This window comes from Ralstonia pickettii (assembly GCF_016466415.2).
Lineage (GTDB): Bacteria > Pseudomonadota > Gammaproteobacteria > Burkholderiales > Burkholderiaceae > Ralstonia > Ralstonia pickettii.
The window spans coordinates 641,539-658,673 of record NZ_CP066772.2; the positions used below are offsets into that span (position 1 = coordinate 641,539).

At 64.6% G+C, this 17,135-nt stretch carries 16 protein-coding genes and 1 pseudogene; 10 read left to right on the forward strand and 7 right to left on the reverse strand.

Features of this window, described 5'->3' with window-relative positions; all coding sequences use genetic code 11:
- The first annotated feature begins 1 nt into the window (after position 1).
- The 8 genes from RP6297_RS19185 to RP6297_RS19220 all read left to right on the forward strand — a co-directional run bounded on the left by RP6297_RS19185 (position 2) and on the right by RP6297_RS19220 (position 7,016).
- Positions 2–1,300 carry a copper oxidase gene (locus RP6297_RS19185; protein ID WP_009240333.1) on the forward strand — a complete coding sequence of 433 codons (1,299 nt, stop codon included), beginning with the start codon at positions 2–4 and terminating at the stop codon, positions 1,298–1,300.
- Between the two features lie 42 nt (positions 1,301–1,342).
- Positions 1,343–1,831, forward strand: a complete 489-nt coding sequence (locus tag RP6297_RS19190; RefSeq protein ID WP_009240334.1) for a cupredoxin domain-containing protein — start codon at positions 1,343–1,345, stop codon at positions 1,829–1,831.
- Positions 1,832–1,868: 37 nt separating this feature from the next.
- Positions 1,869–2,189 carry a copper-binding protein gene (locus RP6297_RS19195; protein ID WP_009240335.1) on the forward strand — a complete coding sequence of 107 codons (321 nt, stop codon included), beginning with the start codon at positions 1,869–1,871 and terminating at the stop codon, positions 2,187–2,189.
- A 374-nt stretch (positions 2,190–2,563) separates the two neighbouring features.
- The gene (locus tag RP6297_RS19200; protein ID WP_009277015.1) at positions 2,564–3,571 is read left to right on the forward strand and encodes a glycosyl transferase family 90; all 1,008 of its coding nucleotides are present in this window, start codon (positions 2,564–2,566) and stop codon (positions 3,569–3,571) included.
- A 125-nt stretch (positions 3,572–3,696) separates the two neighbouring features.
- Positions 3,697–4,488, forward strand: a complete 792-nt coding sequence (locus tag RP6297_RS19205; RefSeq protein WP_009240337.1) for a phytanoyl-CoA dioxygenase family protein — start codon at positions 3,697–3,699, stop codon at positions 4,486–4,488.
- A 97-nt stretch (positions 4,489–4,585) separates the two neighbouring features.
- Positions 4,586–4,807: a hypothetical protein gene (locus RP6297_RS19210; RefSeq protein ID WP_009240338.1), complete on the forward strand. Its 222-nt coding sequence runs from the start codon at positions 4,586–4,588 to the stop codon at positions 4,805–4,807.
- Positions 4,808–5,029: 222 nt separating this feature from the next.
- Positions 5,030–5,470, forward strand: a complete 441-nt coding sequence (locus RP6297_RS19215; RefSeq protein ID WP_009240339.1) for a DUF2141 domain-containing protein — start codon at positions 5,030–5,032, stop codon at positions 5,468–5,470.
- Positions 5,471–5,489: 19 nt separating this feature from the next.
- Positions 5,490–7,016 (forward strand): carotenoid oxygenase family protein, encoded by a 1,527-nt coding sequence (locus RP6297_RS19220; protein ID WP_009240340.1) that lies wholly within the window; start codon positions 5,490–5,492, stop codon positions 7,014–7,016.
- Positions 7,017–7,099: 83 nt separating this feature from the next.
- On the opposite strand, the gene RP6297_RS19225 is transcribed toward RP6297_RS19220, so the two are convergent.
- The 4 genes from RP6297_RS19225 to RP6297_RS19240 are packed head-to-tail and all read right to left on the reverse strand — an operon-like array spanning position 7,100 to position 11,041.
- Entirely contained in the window at positions 7,100–8,581 is a 1,482-nt protein-coding gene (locus RP6297_RS19225; RefSeq protein WP_009240341.1) for an AMP nucleosidase, read from the reverse strand.
- 47 nt (positions 8,582–8,628) lie between these two features.
- Complete coding sequence (locus RP6297_RS19230) at positions 8,629–9,396, reverse strand: amino acid ABC transporter permease (RefSeq protein WP_009277014.1); 768 nt, start codon at positions 9,394–9,396, stop codon at positions 8,629–8,631.
- A 2-nt stretch (positions 9,397–9,398) separates the two neighbouring features.
- The gene (locus RP6297_RS19235) at positions 9,399–10,100 is read right to left on the reverse strand and encodes an amino acid ABC transporter permease (RefSeq protein WP_009277013.1); all 702 of its coding nucleotides are present in this window, start codon (positions 10,098–10,100) and stop codon (positions 9,399–9,401) included.
- 53 nt (positions 10,101–10,153) lie between these two features.
- Positions 10,154–11,041: an ABC transporter substrate-binding protein gene (locus tag RP6297_RS19240; protein WP_009240344.1), complete on the reverse strand. Its 888-nt coding sequence runs from the start codon at positions 11,039–11,041 to the stop codon at positions 10,154–10,156.
- Positions 11,042–11,359: 318 nt separating this feature from the next.
- On the opposite strand from RP6297_RS19240, the gene RP6297_RS19245 reads away from it, so the two are divergent.
- Together RP6297_RS19245 and RP6297_RS19250 are read left to right on the forward strand one after the other, a co-directional pair.
- Positions 11,360–13,009 (forward strand): diguanylate cyclase domain-containing protein, encoded by a 1,650-nt coding sequence (locus tag RP6297_RS19245; protein ID WP_009240345.1) that lies wholly within the window; start codon positions 11,360–11,362, stop codon positions 13,007–13,009.
- A gap of 132 nt (positions 13,010–13,141) precedes the next feature.
- The gene (locus RP6297_RS19250) at positions 13,142–13,648 is read left to right on the forward strand and encodes an acyl-CoA thioesterase (RefSeq protein WP_009240346.1); all 507 of its coding nucleotides are present in this window, start codon (positions 13,142–13,144) and stop codon (positions 13,646–13,648) included.
- A 19-nt stretch (positions 13,649–13,667) separates the two neighbouring features.
- On the opposite strand, the gene RP6297_RS19255 is transcribed toward RP6297_RS19250, so the two are convergent.
- The 3 genes and pseudogenes from RP6297_RS19255 to RP6297_RS19265 all read right to left on the reverse strand — a co-directional run bounded on the left by RP6297_RS19255 (position 13,668) and on the right by RP6297_RS19265 (position 17,090).
- On the reverse strand, positions 13,668–15,053 hold the full coding sequence (locus RP6297_RS19255) for a sensor histidine kinase (RefSeq protein WP_009240347.1): 1,386 nt from the start codon (positions 15,051–15,053) through the stop codon (positions 13,668–13,670).
- A gap of 244 nt (positions 15,054–15,297) precedes the next feature.
- A pseudogene (locus tag RP6297_RS19260) lies at positions 15,298–16,050 on the reverse strand (class I SAM-dependent methyltransferase).
- Between the two features lie 119 nt (positions 16,051–16,169).
- Entirely contained in the window at positions 16,170–17,090 is a 921-nt protein-coding gene (locus tag RP6297_RS19265; RefSeq protein ID WP_009240350.1) for an amidohydrolase family protein, read from the reverse strand.
- Positions 17,091–17,135 lie beyond the last annotated feature (45 nt).

The window sequence follows — 17,135 nt, forward strand, 5'->3', positions numbered from 1 at the left end:
CATGGTTTCCCGACGTCAATTTCTCGGCGGCACGGGCGCGGCCATGCTGGGCGCAGCGATGGTCTCGCGCGCCGGCGCAGCCTCGCTGCCCGAAGCACCGCTGCAAACGAAGCCCGTCACGCAGCCGCCCCTTGCGCCGCCCAACGGCCGGCCCTACAACCCCGTCGTGACCCTCAACGGCTGGACGCTGCCATGGCGCATGCGCGGCGGCTGGAAGGAGTTCCACCTCGTGGCCGAGCCCGTCGAGCGCGAATTCGCACCCGGCATGACGGGCCACCTCTGGGGCTACAACGGCCAGAGCCCCGGCCCGACGATCGAATGCGTGGAAGGCGATCGCGTGCGCATCTTCGTCACCAACAAGCTGCCCGAGCACACCACGGTGCACTGGCACGGCATGATCCTGCCCGCCGGCATGGACGGCGTGGGTGGCCTGTCGCAGCCGCACATTCCAACCGGCAAGACCTTCGTCTATGAGTTCGAGATGAAGAAGTCCGGCACCTTCATGTACCACCCGCATTCCGACGAGATGGTGCAGATGGCGATGGGCATGATGGGCTTGATCGTCGTGCATCCGAAAGACCCGGCGCAGCACCGCGTGGACCGCGACTTTGTCTTCCTGCTTGCCGCGTACGACATCGACCCCGGTTCCTACACGCCGCGCGTGGCCGAGATGACCAACTTCAACATGTGGACGTGGAACAGTCGCGTCTTCCCCGGCATCGACCCGTTGCCGGTGCGTCTGGGCGACCGCGTGCGCATCCGCATGGGCAACCTCACGATGACGAACCACCCGATGCACCTGCATGGCCACACCTTCGAAGTGGCCGGCACAGACGGCGGCTGGGTTCAGCCCAGCGCGCGCTGGCCGGAGGTGACGACGGACATTGCCGTGGGCCAGATGCGCGCCATCGAGTTCATCGCGGACAACCCCGGCGATTGGGCCTTCCACTGCCACAAGTCGCACCACACGATGAACGCGATGGGGCACAACGTGCCGACCATGATCGGCGTGCAGCAGAAAGACCTCGCCAAGAAGATGAACGCCCTGGTGCCCGACTACATGGGCATGGGCCAGGCCGGCATGGCCGACATGGGCGAGATGGAAATGCCTCTGCCCGACAACACGCTCCCCATGATGACGGGGCAGGGCCCGTTCGGCGCCATTGAAATGGGCGGCATGTTCACGGTGATGAAGGTGCGCCGAGATCTGCCGCGCAACAGCTATGCAGACCCCGGTTGGTACAAGCACCCCAAGGGCACCGTCGCCTACGAATACACCGGCTCCAGCATCGACGACTGAGCGATGCCTCAATCCACATCCAATACGAAACCGAGACCGAACATGCAACGCAATCTGATCCGTACGACCTTCCTGGCCGCGCTGATGTCGATAGCCGCCATCGTCAACGCCTCCGGCAATCACGCCGGCGGGCATGACCACAGCGATGCCGCAATCGGTGAACCCGGCGACGCCACCCGCATCACGCGCACGGTGCGCGTCGACATGACCGACACCATGCGCTTCATGCCCGCGCAGATCACCGTTCAGCGCGGCGAGACCATCCGCTTCGAAGTCATCAACAGCGGGCAGGTGCGGCATGAGATGACGCTGGGCACGCCGGCCGATCTCGTTGCCCACGCCGAGCAGATGCGCAAGCACCCCGAGATGGAGCACGCCGACGCCAACGCCGTCACCGTTGACCCGGGCCAGCGCGGCGAGATCGTCTGGCACTTTACGCACGCCGGCTCGATCGAGTTTGCCTGTCTGCAGCCCGGCCATTTCGAGGCCGGCATGCGCGGCGCCGTGCAGGTGCGCGGCAACAAGTCCTGACCCCTCCCCAACCATCTCGTTCGACAAGGAGCCCAACATGTTTCGTCACGCCCTGATGCTGACCGCGCTGCTGGCCGGCGCGCCGTTCGTCCACGCAGCGGAAGACGCTGCCTTTGCGTCTGCGGCTACCGCTGCCGCCCCCATGTCAGAAGGCGAGATCAAGAAGATCGACACCGCTGCGGGTAAGCTGACCATCAAGCATGGTCCCCTCGACAACCTTGGCATGGAGCCGATGACGATGGTCTTTCGCGTCCAGAATCCGGCCATGCTTGGCAAAGTGCAGGTCGGCAGCAAAGTTCGGTTTGTTGCGGAGAAAGTGAATGGCGCACTGACCGTGACGGCCCTGGAGATTCAGTAACGAGGACGCGTGCGGGCGCATGCCTGCTCGCGTTCCATGCACTGGCCGCAGTACCGATGGCTCGCCAGCCTTGGGTGGCAGAAAAGTGTGACGTCACGACAACGGCCATGCGGCGGCCAATGCGCACCGTACGCAAGCCGAGGGCTCGGCGTCAGGAATCGTCTCGGGCAGGGATGAGCCGCAGGATTCTTACGGTACAGTGAGGTCCGCCGCGGATGAGGGCCCACGTGCTGTCTTAGGGGGGGAGCGCGATCGGCTGCATCGGCGGCAAATTCTGAGTGGTTCATGCGCCACTTCAACTGCACGTTGGGGCTTTAAATTTTTCACCCGAAAAGCAACGCCCCCAAGTTTATTTTTGCGGCATCTTTTGGTTCATGCGTCATCTCACGTACCGTTTGAGCAGGGTCTCTGCAAGAAAATTCTGGTATTACTTTTCGAATGCCTCCAGCCATTTTCTCGCCCGTGCTACAAAAAATGGAAGAGCTGAAGCGATTCTGAAAAGGAAAAGCGATCAGCGGCGTATGCAGGACGTCTTTGATCGATTGAGTTATTACAACTCGGTTTCTGAAAAATTCGACCCCAGCAAGAATGCCGTGGAGTATTCAAAGTTCTTGTTGAAATCCTCCACCAGCACCATTGTCAACAAAGATTGTGAAATAGGGAGCACCTATTTCTATGATCTGGTCGACCTGATGGATTATTTTGGCCCGGGCTACAGCTTTGACTACGACTGCGGGGATGTGACTGCCGAGCCGAACCACCCGGCGTTCGTAAAAAGCCGCCCGATCAAGAGTAGCTCTCATAATGGGATTCTCTTGAAGCTCGACGCCATCCGGCATTTTTCGCTGGCACGCGACCCCATCCATTTCCACGACAAGAAGCCCATGGCGGTCTTTCGGGGGCCGTGCCATCAGGAACACCGCAGGGCGTTTGTGGAGCGATGTCATGACCTGCCAAACGTCAATATCGGCGATACTCGGAAATCGGAGATTGGAAAAGCGACTTACAAATCGCCCATGACGATTGCGGAGCAATTGCGATATCAATTCATTGTCAGCGTCGAGGGGAACGACGTTGCAACGAATTTGAAATGGATCATGGCGTCCAATTCGCTTTGCTTCATGCGGCGGCCCCGATATGAGACGTGGTTCATGGAGGGGAGGCTGATCCCGGAAGTGCATTATGTTCTGCTGAAGGATGATTATTCCGACCTCCAGGAGAAAATGGACCATTACCGGAAATACCCGGGCGATGCGCTGGCAATCGTCCGTAACGCGAACCGGTGGGTGGCGCAGTTCCTGAACCGTGACCAGGAGCGCCTGCTCGGTTTGATGGTGATCGCGAAGTATTTTCGATTGTCCGGCCAGCAGGCGTTCTGGTAAGGCTCGGGCAGGACGGCACATACCGCGTTTGATCCTGCGCAGGCCGGTTGCGTGTGAGGCCTGCAACGCATACGGCGGCGCGTTACACTCGTTGTCTTTGGCCGTCTTCGTACGCTCTTTTCGACATGTCTGCGTCTGCCCCCACCGCCGCCCAGGTACGCCCGCTTTCCGACGATCAGCAAGCCTTTTTCAAAGAGCACGGCTACGTCGTGTTGCGCGGCTTCGCCAGCCAGCAAGTGAGTGCCGCGTTGCTTGCCGCCGCACAGGACGGGCTGGCCAGCGCGGCGGCGCCGGTGGAGCTGGAAACCGACGTCGGCTATGCCGGCGCACCCCTCTCGCGCGAGGCCGAGGGCGGCCAGACGGTACGCCGCCTGCTCGACGCCGATTCGCGCGGCACGCCTTACACGGAATGGGCGCGCGACCCGCGCGTGGCCGCCGCGATTGCGCAACTGATCGGTGGCCCTGTGCATCTTTCGCTCGCGCACCACAACTGCGTGATGACCAAGCACCCCGCGTTTGGCACGGCCACCCATTGGCACCGCGACAGCCGCTATTGGTCGTTCGAACGGAACGAACTGGTGTCGTCGTGGCTGGCCCTGGTGGAAGAGACCGTCGATAACGGCTGTCTGTGGGTCATTCCAGGCAGCCACAAGCTTGACCTGCCCGCCGACCGGTTCGACGCCAAGCTGTTCCTGCGCCAGGAGCTGCCAGAGAACCGCGCGCTGATCGACACCGCGCGCCCCGTGCCGCTGCTGCCCGGTGACGTGCTGCTCTTCCACTGCAACACCTTCCATGCGGCCCGCGCCAACCAGACGGCCGCCGTCAAGTTCTCGGCAGTGTTTACGTATTACGGTCCCGATAACTACCCGTTGCCGGGCACGCGCTCGTCGGCGCGGCCCGATCCCCTGGTCGGTTGAGGTGCGCCCTCCCCCATTTGTAGGTGAGCGGCGGACAGATTTGTGTCATGCGTCTTTGTTAACGTGGTCTTCCAACGATCAACAACGGGGAACCACAATGCCGATTCAAGAAGTAACACATGGCGCGCATGTCATCTTCGTTGATCCGCTGCAACGCGATGATCATCGCTGGACGGCCCGTTTCCAGATCTGCCGCGCCGGCCACATCATCTGTGACTGGGAAGACGTTGAGATGCCCGAGGGCTTCATCTCGGCCCAGCTTGCCTTGAGTGCGAGTGTGCTGCTGGCCGACCACCGTTTGTCGAGCCTGCCGCATTAGCCTCCCACGCCATAAGCGCCCGCCCCTCCGGCGGGCGTTTTCGTTGGCACGTCAGGCGTGGATGTCCTGAGAATTCTGTGACGCGTTCATCGCCCGCAAGCGACCGTTTGCGCCCCGGTATCCGCACTTCGTCGCATGCGCGCTGACTACAGCATGGCACCCGCCTACATTGCCTCCTGACCGCCGGCCATCAACGCATCGCCGGCCACTCAGGAGACGCTCATGACTGCGATGTTTTCTCTGCCGCGCATTGCCCTGCCTCTGCTCGCGACCACACTCGCCGCGAGCGCGTCCGCCGCGACGCTGACTGTAGTGGTGGAGGGCGCACAAGGGCGCCAAGGTGCGGTGCGCGCGGCAATGTTCCGCGATACCGCCGGTTGGCTGAAGCCCGATTCGGCCGTCCGCGCTGACATTGCCGCGCTCGATAGCGTATCGGGCGGCAACGTGACCTTCGTGTATGCAGATCTGCCGGCGGGGCGCTACGCGTTGTCGGTCTTTCATGACGCGAATAACGACGGCAAACTTGGCACCAACCCGGCCGGCATTCCCATCGAGCCCTACGGTTTCAGCCGCGATGCACGTGGCCGCTTCGGTCCGCCCGCATTTGACGACGCCGCCATCGACGTGCAGGGCGACCAGCGCGTGACGATCCACCTGCACTGATGCTGAGCGAGGGCCCGTCATGCAACGCCGATCCTTTCTTGCGGCCTTGGGCGCCGCACCCTTTGGTTTGACCTTGACCGACGTGATGGCCGCCACCCCCGACCCGTGGGCTGCCGGGTTTGCAGCAGCTCGCGCGCAAACTCCATGGCTTGCCGGTTACCAGGGTGTCGGCGCCGACATGCCGACCCGCGAGGCAAAGGTGGACGGCGTCTTCCCGCCTGCGTTGCGCGGTGCGTTCTACCGAAATGGCCCGGCGCGGCATGAGATCGGCGGCGTGCGTTATCACCATCTCTTTGATGGCGACGGCCTGATCCAGCGCTACGACATCAGCGAGAAGGGCGTGACGCACCGCGGCGTGTTCGTGCGCACCGACAAGTTCGTCGCCGACACCACCGCCGGCCGGCCGTTGCGCGCGACGTTCGGCACCGCCAGCCCGGACATGGAGCCGGCAACCTCGCCGGACAGCATCAACGTTGCCAACACGAGCCTGGTGATGCACGGCGACGAGATGCTCGCGCTGTGGGAAGGCGGCTCGGCCACGCGTGTCGATCCGGATTCTCTGCGCACGCTGGGCGTACAGACCTGGCGCGACGACTACAAGGGCATGCCGTTTTCCGCCCATCCCAAGGTCGAGCCGGACGGCACGCTGTGGAATTTTGGCGTGAGCAGCGCGGCCGGTCTGCTGACCGTGTACTGCGTGGGTGCAGACGGCGCACTCAAGCGCGTGGAGTCCATCAAGGTTGCGAACATGGCGATGGTGCACGACTTTGCCGTGACGCAGCGCCACCTGGTGTTTCTGCTGCCGCCGTTCGTGTACGACGTGGATCGCTCGCACGCCGGCATGTCGTTTCTCGATTCCCATGTCTGGCGGCCGGAGCTGGGTATGCGCGTGCTGGTGCTCGACAAAGACGATGTCACGCGCGTGCGCTGGCTGGAGTTGCCGGCAGGCTTCGTCTTCCACCTCGGCAATGCGTGGTCTTCGCCGGATGGGCAGGAGATTCACTTTGACTACATCCGCTCGGACGACGCCTCGGTCGTCACCACGTCGCTGCGTGAATTGATGCGCGGGCAGATTCGCCCATCGCCCGGTGCGCGCTACACGCAGGTGCAACTCAACTTGCGAACGGGTCGGGCTGAGCAGTTCAGCAGCGCGCACGTGGCCGAATTCCCGAAGATCGACACGCGGCGCACCGCGCAGCGACATCGCGCATTGTTCATGGTGGCCCACACGGCGCCATCGTCGGATGGCGGCCCACAGGCGTTGCACAGCTTCGACACCGTCATGCGCGTCGATACGGAGTCAGGGCAGGCCGAGCAATACCGCTTCGGGCACCGCACGCTGGTGGAAGAACACGTGTTCGTGCCTGCATCGGCCAGCGCCCGTGAAGGCGAGGGTTGGCTGATCGGGACGGTATTCGATGTGGATGCCGGCTGTACGAGGCTGACGGCGTTCGATGCGCAGCATGTTGCTGCAGGGCCCGTCGCCACGGCAAGCCTGAACGGCGTGGCGCCGCTCGGGCTGCATGGATTGTTTCGCGCGGCTTAAACGCAGTGGCGGCTCAGAGCGCGTGCGTCAGCAGGCCGAAGCACTGCCGGAGGAGCGCCCGCACTCAGCCGCACTGACCCGCACTACCGGAACGCGGGCTCGTCAAAGCTGCGCAGCTTGCGCGAGTGGAGCGCCTCAACCCCGCTTTCGCGCAACAGGCGCACGGCCTCCATGCCGATGTCCAAATGCTGGCTGACACGCTGGCGGTAGAACAGGTTGGCCATGCCGCGCAGCTTCAGTTCGCCATGCAGCGGCTTGTCGGACACGCACAGCAGGGTGCCGTAGGGCACGCGCAGGCGGAAGCCGTTGGCGGCAATCGTCGCGCTTTCCATGTCGATGGCAATCGCGCGCGACTGGTTGAAGCGGCTGTACAGCGCCTGGTACTTCAGCTCCCAGTTGCGGTCGTCGGTGGAGACCACCGTGCCGGTGCGCATGCGCGACTTCATGTCGGCGCCCGACAGCCCCGTGATGCGCGCCACGGCCTCCTGCAGCGCCACCTGGATCTCGGCGATGGGCGGCACGGGCACCCACGGCGGCAGGTCTTGGTCGAGCACGTGGTCGTCGCGCACATAGGCGTGGGCGAGCACGTAGTCGCCCAGCTGCTGTGAACGCCGCAGGCCGCCGCAGTGGCCGATCATCATCCAGCAGTGCGGTCGTAGCACGGCCAGATGATCGGTGATGGTCTTGGCGTTGGACGGGCCCACGCCGATGTTCACCAGCGTCACGCCCAGGCGGTCTTCGCGCGCCAGGTGGTAGGCGGGCATCTGGGGGAGGCCCTTGATGCGGTGGGAGTCGTCCGGCGCAGGCATGCCGAGGTCGTGCTCCGTGTCGCCGGGCTCGACAAAGCGGATGTACCCTTCGTCGTTGCCGTCTTCCATGAGCTTGCGGCCGAGGGCGGCAAACTCATCGACGTAGCGCTGGTAGTTGGTGAACAGCACGAAGCGCTGGAAGTGCTTCGGGTGCGTGGCGGTGTAGTGGTACAGGCGCTGCAGGGCCAGGTCGACACGCTCGGCTGTGAACATCGACAGCGGCTGCGGTTCATCACCAACCGGGCGGTATGTGCCGTTGGCGATGGAATCGTCGATCTGCGCAAGGTCGGGCAGCGTGAACGCACCGCCGAGCGCGCGCGCCTGTTCCGGCGTGATGTCCACCGTCGACGCTTCCACCACGAACGGCAGCGGAATCGGCCGGTTGCTTACGCCCACCACGACGGGGCTGTTGTGATAGTGCAGCAGCCGTTCGATCTGCACGCGGTAGTAGTCACGGAAGAGGTCCGGTCGCGTGAGCGTCGTGCCGTACACGCCGGGATACGCCACTGTGCCCCATGCCGGCCGGGCGTCGCTCACCAGCGTTTTCGGGTCGACGGTGATGCCGAGGTACGGATAGCAGGCGGCGAGGTCTTCGCTGCAGTCCTCGCCGCGCGCAAAGGCGTGGAAGCGATCGCGGATCGCCTGCGCGGAGCGCTCGTAGATGGCGGTGATGCGCTCGACGGCAGTGTTGGCGTCGGTGCAGATCGCCAGGTCGTGCGCGGGATAGAGATGGGTAGTGGCGCGGGTATCGGTCATGATCTCGATGATACCGACGTTTTGTGAAGCCAAGATAGCGGTGTGGCTCAAGTCACGGCATCAGAAACAGGGCGTTCGCGCCAGCGCAAAAAGCGTTGCCAGGTCGACATGTGGGTCGGTTGCGCCGCAGGCGTGCGGGGGCCTGCGCGCAACCAATTGGGCAAGGCCTCGATGCCGGTGCACAGCAGGAAATACAGCACGGCCACCGCGCCGAACACCTCGGCCGGGTAGGCCACCGTGCGGCTGTTGACCTGGCTGGCGGCGGTGGACAATTCCACCACGCCCACGATGTAGGCCAGCGAGGTGTCCTTGACCGTCGATACCCATTGGTTGGCGAGTGACGGCAGCATGATGCGCCACGCCTGCGGCAGCACCACGGTCAGCAGCGCCTGTGGGGGCGACATGCCCAGCGCCAGAGCCGCATTGCGCTGCCCGGCACCGACGGCACGCAAGCCGGCTTCCATGCTTTGGGTGATGTAGGCCGCGCCCACGGCGGCAAGCGCGGCGACCACCGTGGCGGTTTCCGGCACCGACACGCCCAGGGCCATGGGGATCAGAAAGTACGCCCAGAACATCAGCATCAGTACCGGGATGGCCCGCAGCGTGGCCAGCAGCCCGCGCAGCAGGCGCGCCAACCGGCGCAAGCCCGGCGTGGCGTCGAGCCTGTCCAGCAACAGCGCACAACCGACGCCCGCTGCCGTGGCCATCATGCAAGCCCACAGCGCCATCCACAACGTGAGCGCCGCCCCGGCCAGCGGACCATTCGGATACGGTCCGATCAGCAGGTAACGCAGGTGCAGGAGTACAGCTTCCATCGTCACGCGGGGGCTCCGTCCGGCAGCGTCGATGCCGATGTCCAGCCAAGCCGCCGCAGCACGCGGGGCGCCACCCATTGCAGCAACAGAATCACTCCGGCATACAGCACGGTTGCCACGGCAAAGGCCTGGAAGGCGAGCAGCGTGTCGGTTTCCACCTGCCGCGCGCTATACGCAAGTTCGGCCAGCCCGATACCCATGGCGAGCGAGGTGTTCTTGATGGTGTTGGCACATTGCCCCAGCAGCGGCAGCGCCGACACGCGCAGCGCCTGCGGCAGCACCACACGGAGGAAGGCGGCACGCGGCGTGAAACCCAGCGACAGCGCGGCCTCGCGCGGCACCGCCCGAATGCCGGCGCGCAGCTCTTCCGAGAAGAACGCGCCGGCGTACAGCGCGATGCCGAACGTCGCCGCCAGAAATTCGAACGACGGCGCAGGCAATCGCCAGGCACCCACGGCGATGCCGCCCCAGCCGGTGATGGCCCCGACCACGTCTTCGCCCAGCAATTGCGCCGCGCCGAAATACCAGAAGAACAATTGGACCAATAACGGCGTCTTGCGCAGGAAGGCCACCAGCGCGCGGGCCGGTAAGTGCAGCCACGGCTGAGCACTCGCGCGCAGCGCCGTCAGGAGCAGGCCAATGACCAGCCCGCCCGCGATGGCAGCCGCCGACACCAGCAGCGTCATCCCGAAGCCCTCCAGCATCCAGCCGAGATAACGCGGCGGCAGGGGTTGGAGGAGGGCTGGCAGGCTCAAGCTCACTTGGTGCTGCCGATGATGAAGTCGCGCGGCAGCGGGGCGGCGCTCTTCGGACCGAACCAGCGGTCATAGATGCGGCCGGCGGTGCCGTCCTTCTCGAGACCTTGCAGGATCTGGTCGATGGTCGCCGTCAGCTTGGTTTCACCCTTCGGTACACCGATGCCCATGTACTCGCGCGTGAGCACGAAAGGCGAGATCTCCAGCTCACTGCGGTTGGGCAGCGTGGCAAGCAGCGCGCCTAGCTTGGCGCCATCCTGTGCAAATGCCTGGATGGCACCGGTGCGCAGTGCGGTGAGCGCCAGCGGAGAATCGTCATAGGCAATCACGCGGGCGTTGGGATAGCCTTCGCGCAGCGTGGTTTCCTGCGTGGTGCCCTTGTCCACGCCCAGGCGGATGCCGTCTTTCTTCAAGTCGTCCGGCTGCTTGAGCACACCCTTCTTGGCGATGAACTGCAGGCCGCTGGCGAAGTACGGCGTGCTGAATTCAATCTGCTTTTTTCGCTCGTCGGTAATGGTGAAGTTGGCGGCCACGATATCGACCTTGCCGGACGTGAGCAGCGGCACGCGGTTGGCCGGGTTGGTGGCGCGCAGTTCCAGCTTGACGCCCAGCTTATTGGCGATTTCCTGAGCGTAGTCCACGTCCAGCCCAACGGGTTCACCCGTCTTGGCATCCGCGTATCCGAATGGCGGATTGGCGTCGAACACGCCCACGCGCAGCACGCCCGCCTTCTTGATGTCGTCCAGCTTGTCGGCGCGGGCTTGCGGCGCGTGCAGCACCGCCACCGCGAGCGCCGCCCCGATGACCACACCCACCGCCTGGCGCGACAATTTCGTCAACGCTTGCGCCAGACCTTGCAACGAAAATGCGCCCGAAATGCTTGCCTGCATGGACAACCCCCTGATGAATTTTTAGGGGGTCAAGCGTAGGGCGGTTGTTGCGCCGCGCAAACGAATTCGTTGGCAGATCGATATGCGTCCGGCTGCGTGCACCGGTCCAGCCATGCGCCGCAAAGCCGCGCGGGCCTTCAGTTTTCACATTTCATGCCGATAGAAGTCGCGGGTGATCGAAGGCGCACCACGCTGTCGTTCACCCAACAACAGTGCGCGATACACTGCAAGAACAACGAACGAACGGGGAATACACGTGGAGCAATCGGCTGGCGTCGTCATTCGCCGGCATCGCCATGCGCGCTGGGCGTGCCGATCATGCTGATCGCTGCACTGGCTTGCGCTGCACTCGTTTCGATCGCGCTGATCGGTCTATCGTGGCCGCGCCGCGATGACGCGGAAGTCTCCGCCTTCATGCTGCTGGCGCTCGGCACCGCGCTGTGGAGCGGCGCGCGTCTCATGGAAGTCGTCACCTTCGACATGCCCGTGCGCGTGGGTTGGGCCAAGGTCGCCTATCTCGGAATCATGATAGTGCCCGCGGCGTGGCTGCGCATGGTCGTTGGCCTCATACGGCCCGAGCTGAACGCATTGCCGCTGGTGCGTGCGGGCTGGGTGCTGACGCTGCTGGTGGCCGTCGCCTTCATCGGGCTGGTCGCCACCAATGAGTTGCACCACCTGGTATGGCTGGATTCGCGCTTCGTCGTCCTTGATGGTGCAAAGCGTGCGGTGTTCGACCACGGGCGCATGTTCTGGCTCGGCACCGCCTACAACTACGTGCTGCTGGCCATCAGTCTTGTGCTGTTGGTGCTGCCCATCGACGAAGGCGCCTCGGACCTTTACGTTTCATCGCGCACGCAGGTGCGGCTGGCGCTCGTCATCGGGCAACTGCTGCCGCTGGTCGCGCATCTCGCCTATCTGCAACGCTGGACGACGGCGTTGGGCGGTGACCTGACCCCCGCCACCTTTGCCGTCAGCACCGCATTGCTCGGGTGGATCGTCCTGCGGCCACGCCTGCGGGATACCGCCGTGTATGCACGCGGCAAGATCATCGAAGCCATGCGTGACGGTTGCATCGTGCTGGCCCGCGATGGCTCCATCGCGAGCATCAACGCCGCCGCGCGTTACCTGTTGCCGACTGCCCGCGTGCATGCAATGCCGCCCGCCGTGCTGGACGTGGCCGGCATCCTGCGCGAATTCGAGCGGACTCGCCTGCCCAACCGCCACCAGGTCTGGCTGCCCGAGACCGGGCGCACGCTGGAAGTCACGCTTGAAGGCCTGAGCGACGCGCGCGGCCGGCACGCCGGCGTCTTCCTGCTGTTGCGCGACGTGACGGTCGAGCAGTTGCAGCGCGCCGGCATGGCCAGCGCCCAGAATGCCCTGCGCAGCGAGCTGCAGCGCACGCAGGCCTTGCTGACTGTGCTCGAGGATGACGTCAACCGCGACGCGCTCACACACCTGTTCAACCGCCGCTTCTTTGAAACGCAGGCCCCTCGCCTGTTCGACCATGCCCGGCGCGACAATCGACCCGTCACGCTGGCGCTGTTCGATATCGACTGCTTCAAGCAATACAACGACACCTACGGCCACCTGCAAGGCGACGAATGCCTGCGCATGGTGGCCGACACGCTGGGCATGGCGTGCCGTCACCCCGACGACTTCATTGCGCGTGTGGGCGGCGAAGAATTCGTCGCCATGCTGTTTGATCTGAACCGCGATGACGCCCGCCAGGCTGTGGCCCGCGCCGTGGCCATGGTGGCTGAACGTGCCGAACCGCACGCGGCATCCGTTGCTGCGCCGTACGTCACGCTATCAGCCGGTGCCGTCACGCTCACGCCCGGCGACGAACGACTGGACGTGCTCTTCGAGTGGGCCGATGCGGCGCTCTACGATGCCAAGCGCAACGGACGCAACACGTTCCGCTTTCATCAGGGGCCGCCGGGGCTGCGGAGTGTTGCGGGCCGGGAGTAGACCGCCCGTTCGTAGGGCTACGCCATTGCCTTGTTACGCAATGGCAAGTGCATCGGAAGAATGGACACATGCGCGGGACCACCGCGCATGCGCGGCTGCCGCCAGCAGCCAAATCCATTCTTGGAGTATGCGATGCCGACAGGCCAATCCATTGCCACAGTCGTCAACCACTATCTGCGCAATGCCGAGCTGCCCAAAGCCATTTCTGCGCAGCAGACGTTCCAGCACGCCTTCGATGTCTATCTGAAGGATTCCAACGCCTACGCAAACACGTATTTCGCCCGGTATTTCGAGTGGCAGGGCGTGGTGCGCGAGCGCTGGTTCCACGAATGCATTGACGCTGAGCTGCTCATGAGCGGACGTGTGATCTTCGTGACCAAGCTGGCGCATCAGGAATTCGTTGAAGAGACATTTCCGTTTCAGCGCGTGGAATGCCATCTGAACACCTTCCGGGTGCAGCCGTGCTCGTTCTACATGGTGTTCCGGTTCGTTTCAGGCGGGCGGCTGGTGTCGCTGGGGTATCAGCAGGTGGTGTGCGCCAACGCCGAGCGCGTCATCCAGCGGTTGCCGGAGCACGTGCGCGTGCGTGTGAAGGCGTACGAACTGGACACGCTGCCAGAGCTGGCACACGCGTCCTGACGTTCTAAAGGTGTAAACGTCAGATAGCAGGCGGTTGGGGAAACCGCATGGAGAACAGCGTGTATTCCCCAACCACGGATTCGCACTGGATGCGCCCCCCGAATGCCTGCATGACGCGGCGGCAGAACGTCAGCCCCACGCCCGAGCCCTTGCCGACATGCTTGGTGGAGAAGAACGGGTCAAAGATACGACGCTGCACGCTGGGCGGAATGCCGGTGGCGCTGTCGCGCACCACGAGCACGTAGCTGTCGCCATCCTGGCGGGCGGAGATTTCGATGTGCCCCTTGCGCGCGATCTGGATGGCATGCAGCGCGTTCTTCAGCAGGTTGAACAGCACATACACGAGCAGCGTGTCGGAGCCAACGAACCGCCAGTCGGCGTTGAACGTCTGCACGTGCACGCGTTCGCGCTCGCCGGCCTGAAACGGATACTGCGCCACGGCCGTCTCCACGCATTCGCGCAGCGAGTGGGCCGCAAAGGTGCGCCGGTCGAGGCGCTCCAGCGTGACGGACGCCAACGCCATTTCGATCACGCTGTGCGCGGACGCGACTTCCGACGTGATGGCCCCCGCCAGCTTGGAGAGGCGATCGAGCATGGCCGGATGCTGCGGCGGCTGGCACAGGCCGTTGTCGATGGCGAGCAGATAGCCGCGGTACACATCAGGCCAGGCGCGGGCAATTTCGGCGGCTTGCAAACGGATGGTGGTCAGCGGCGTGCGGACCTCGTGCGCAACGGTGGCGGCCAGCGCGTAAGGGCGCATCAGGTCGAACTTGACCACACCCACGGCGATGATGCCCAGCGCAACGGCCAGCGGGAGCACACCCGGCGGGTAGAACGCAACGCCGTAGTTGACCGCGTAGTCGGCCGCTGCCAGCGAAATGAGCCCGACGCCGAACAGGGACGTCAGCAACCGTTTGCGCTTTTCTGCGGTGGCATGCCGCTGCTCGCGGTAGAGCACCCACATGCCGCGCGAGACCAGCGCCGCCGTCTGGGCGATATGCACGGCCTCCAGCGCGCCAGCCTTTGGATAGAAACCGAAGTGGAACTGATGCACGCCATCGATGACCAGGTTGGTGGTCAGTAGCAAGCCGATCAGCGCGGCGTCCAGTGCATAGGCGGCCAGGAGCCAGTGCCGCTCGCCCGGGGCTTCGGCCACCTCCACCGCAAAGTGATACAGCATGGTCGGCATGATCAGGATGGCGATCCAGCCCAGCTTGGCAAGCACCTGGGCCGTGCCGACGTCCTGCGTTTGGAAGAGGAACGCCCAGATGCCCTGCCACAGGCATGTGAGCGTTGTCATGCCGAGAAACGCCAGGCTCGCTCGAGTGCGGCCGCGCGTGGTCACGACGTAGACGCCGTAGAACAGGAAAAGCGACGAGACGAAGGCGGGGAACAGGGCGTACATGGAATCGGGGAGTTGGCGCAGTGGCCGCGCGCCAATGCCGACCGGAGCCGACGGTAACCCGGAAGGCTACCGACAACGCCGCGTTCGTACACGTGTTCCGTTGTCACATTTTTTTTATTCTGGATTAAACGAAACCCCCAAAACCGCGCCGCATCGCGGTCCCCCTCTAACGGGTGTGACAAAAAGGACGAGGCGGGGATGAGGGCTCCCGGGTCGCTTACGCCGCACAGGTTGCTCAGGTGGCTCAGGTGGCCTCGATCAGCATCGCGTCGATCGCAAAGGAATGGTCGGGCGCCACGGCAAAGTACGTGCGCGCTTCGTCGGCGGCGCGGTCGAACAGGTCGCGGATGGCATCCGCCCGGACCTGCGGGGTGCGGATGCGGGCGATCCAGCTGTCAAAGGCCATCGTCAGCTTTCAGGTGCGGGGCGTGTCGGACTGGAAACCGGCCTCGGCCAGCATGGCTTGCCATTCGGACACACGGTAGTCGCGTACGTGCGACACATCGCGCAGCACCTCGGCGGTTTGCAGCAGTGTGTCGAGCAGCGGCACCTCCGGCGCGACGATATCCACGATGACGAGCTTGCCGCCCGGTTTCAGCACACGGCGCGCTTCGGCCAGGCCTTTGCGCACGTCGTACCAGTGGTGAGCGGAAAAGCGCGTGGCAACGATGTCGAACGCAGCATCGTCAAAGGGCAGGCGCTCGGCGCGGCCCGCCTGCGTGTGCAATTGCGCAAGCCCACGGCGCGCGGCTTCGGCGGCCACCACGCTCAGCATGTCTTCGGACAGGTCATACGCCACCATGGCCGCCACGTGCGGCGCCATGGCAAAGCTCACGTGCCCGCCGCCGCAGCCCAGATCGAGCACCTTGGCGTGCGGCGCCGATTGCGCCAGCGCGGCCAGGGCGTCGAGATCGTCGCCCTGCGCATGCACGGCACTGGTCAGGTAGGCCTGGGCGACTTGGCCGAATTGCGCGTCGACGAGTCGATGCTGCTGCATGGCTGCTCCTTACGGCTTGTGGGGACGAGGAGCGGCCAGTGTAGGAGCGCGGCCCGCGCGGCGAAATTCGTGATTCGCGAAACGGGGTATCGCGCAGACGCGGTGCGGCGCTGGCGCCTTCAGACGAAGCGGAACAGCTGCGCGGGCGTGTCGACCAGCACCTGTTTGCGGTCCGCTGCGCTGGGCAGGAGCACGCCAGCGAAGGCCCACATCTTGTCGTAGTCGATCTGCGATTCGAACTGCGTGTGCGGCCAGTCGCTGCCCCAGACGAGGCGGTCCAGGCCGAGTGCATCTTTCAGCCGTGGCATGGCGGCCTGCGCGATGGCTTCGCCGCGTCCGTTTGCGCCGTTCCGGTAGGCACCGGAAATCTTCACCCACACGCGCCGCGAGCGGCCGGCGGCGAGCAATGCGGCAAAGCCCGGGTCGTCCACGCCGAGTGCAGGATCGGGGCGGCCGAAGTGATCGACCACCACGTTCACCTGCGCTTCCAGCAGCGGCTGCAGTAGCGCGGGCAGGCGGCGTGCCTCGACGTGCAGTTCCACATGCCAGCCCAGCGCATGCAGGCGTGCCAGCGCGGCTTGCCACACGGGCGATTTCAATTGCGGGTCCGCCGCACCGATCAGGTTCAGGCGGATGCCGACGATGCCCTCGGCGTTCATCTGCGTGAGCAAGGTCTCGGGCGCCGCCGGGTCGATCACGGCCACACCGCGCAAGCGTTGCGGCGCCTGTTTGAGTGCAGCCAGCAGGTAGCTGTTGTCGACGCCCAGGAAGCTCGGCTGCACCAGCACACCGTGCGACACGCCGTGCGCGTCGAGCTGCGCCAGATAGGCCGGCAGGGGTGCGTCATACGTGGGCGCATAGCGGCGCGCATCGGCCAGTTGCAGCCCGCGTTCGAACACATGTGCGTGCGTATCGATGGCCGTGATGCGCGCGGGGCCCCCCCGCGAAACGTCGCTGCTGCCGGTGGCGGCGCAGCCGGCAAGGGCGGTGGAACCTAGCATGGCAAGCAGTCCGGTGTTGAAGGCGCGGCGGGTGGGCATCGGGTCTCCTGGCGGCGACGGATCAAGTGCGTCGTCATGATGTTG

Bases quoted from the DNA above. Each gene is read 5' to 3' on its own strand.
- RP6297_RS19185 (WP_009240333.1), top strand. From the start codon at position 2: ATGGTTTCCCGACGTCAATTTCTCGGCGGCACGGGCGCGGCCATGCTG.
- RP6297_RS19190 (WP_009240334.1), top strand. From the start codon at position 1,343: ATGCAACGCAATCTGATCCGTACGACCTTCCTGGCCGCGCTGATGTCG.
- RP6297_RS19195 (WP_009240335.1), top strand. From the start codon at position 1,869: ATGTTTCGTCACGCCCTGATGCTGACCGCGCTGCTGGCCGGCGCGCCG.
- RP6297_RS19200 (WP_009277015.1), top strand. From the start codon at position 2,564: ATGCGTCATCTCACGTACCGTTTGAGCAGGGTCTCTGCAAGAAAATTC.
- RP6297_RS19205 (WP_009240337.1), top strand. From the start codon at position 3,697: ATGTCTGCGTCTGCCCCCACCGCCGCCCAGGTACGCCCGCTTTCCGAC.
- RP6297_RS19210 (WP_009240338.1), top strand. From the start codon at position 4,586: ATGCCGATTCAAGAAGTAACACATGGCGCGCATGTCATCTTCGTTGAT.
- RP6297_RS19215 (WP_009240339.1), top strand. From the start codon at position 5,030: ATGACTGCGATGTTTTCTCTGCCGCGCATTGCCCTGCCTCTGCTCGCG.
- RP6297_RS19220 (WP_009240340.1), top strand. From the start codon at position 5,490: ATGCAACGCCGATCCTTTCTTGCGGCCTTGGGCGCCGCACCCTTTGGT.
- RP6297_RS19225 (WP_009240341.1), bottom strand. From the start codon at position 8,581: ATGACCGATACCCGCGCCACTACCCATCTCTATCCCGCGCACGACCTG.
- RP6297_RS19230 (WP_009277014.1), bottom strand. From the start codon at position 9,396: ATGGAAGCTGTACTCCTGCACCTGCGTTACCTGCTGATCGGACCGTAT.
- RP6297_RS19235 (WP_009277013.1), bottom strand. From the start codon at position 10,100: ATGCTGGAGGGCTTCGGGATGACGCTGCTGGTGTCGGCGGCTGCCATC.
- RP6297_RS19240 (WP_009240344.1), bottom strand. From the start codon at position 11,041: ATGCAGGCAAGCATTTCGGGCGCATTTTCGTTGCAAGGTCTGGCGCAA.
- RP6297_RS19245 (WP_009240345.1), top strand. From the start codon at position 11,360: ATGCTGATCGCTGCACTGGCTTGCGCTGCACTCGTTTCGATCGCGCTG.
- RP6297_RS19250 (WP_009240346.1), top strand. From the start codon at position 13,142: ATGCCGACAGGCCAATCCATTGCCACAGTCGTCAACCACTATCTGCGC.
- RP6297_RS19255 (WP_009240347.1), bottom strand. From the start codon at position 15,053: ATGTACGCCCTGTTCCCCGCCTTCGTCTCGTCGCTTTTCCTGTTCTAC.
- RP6297_RS19265 (WP_009240350.1), bottom strand. From the start codon at position 17,090: ATGCCCACCCGCCGCGCCTTCAACACCGGACTGCTTGCCATGCTAGGT.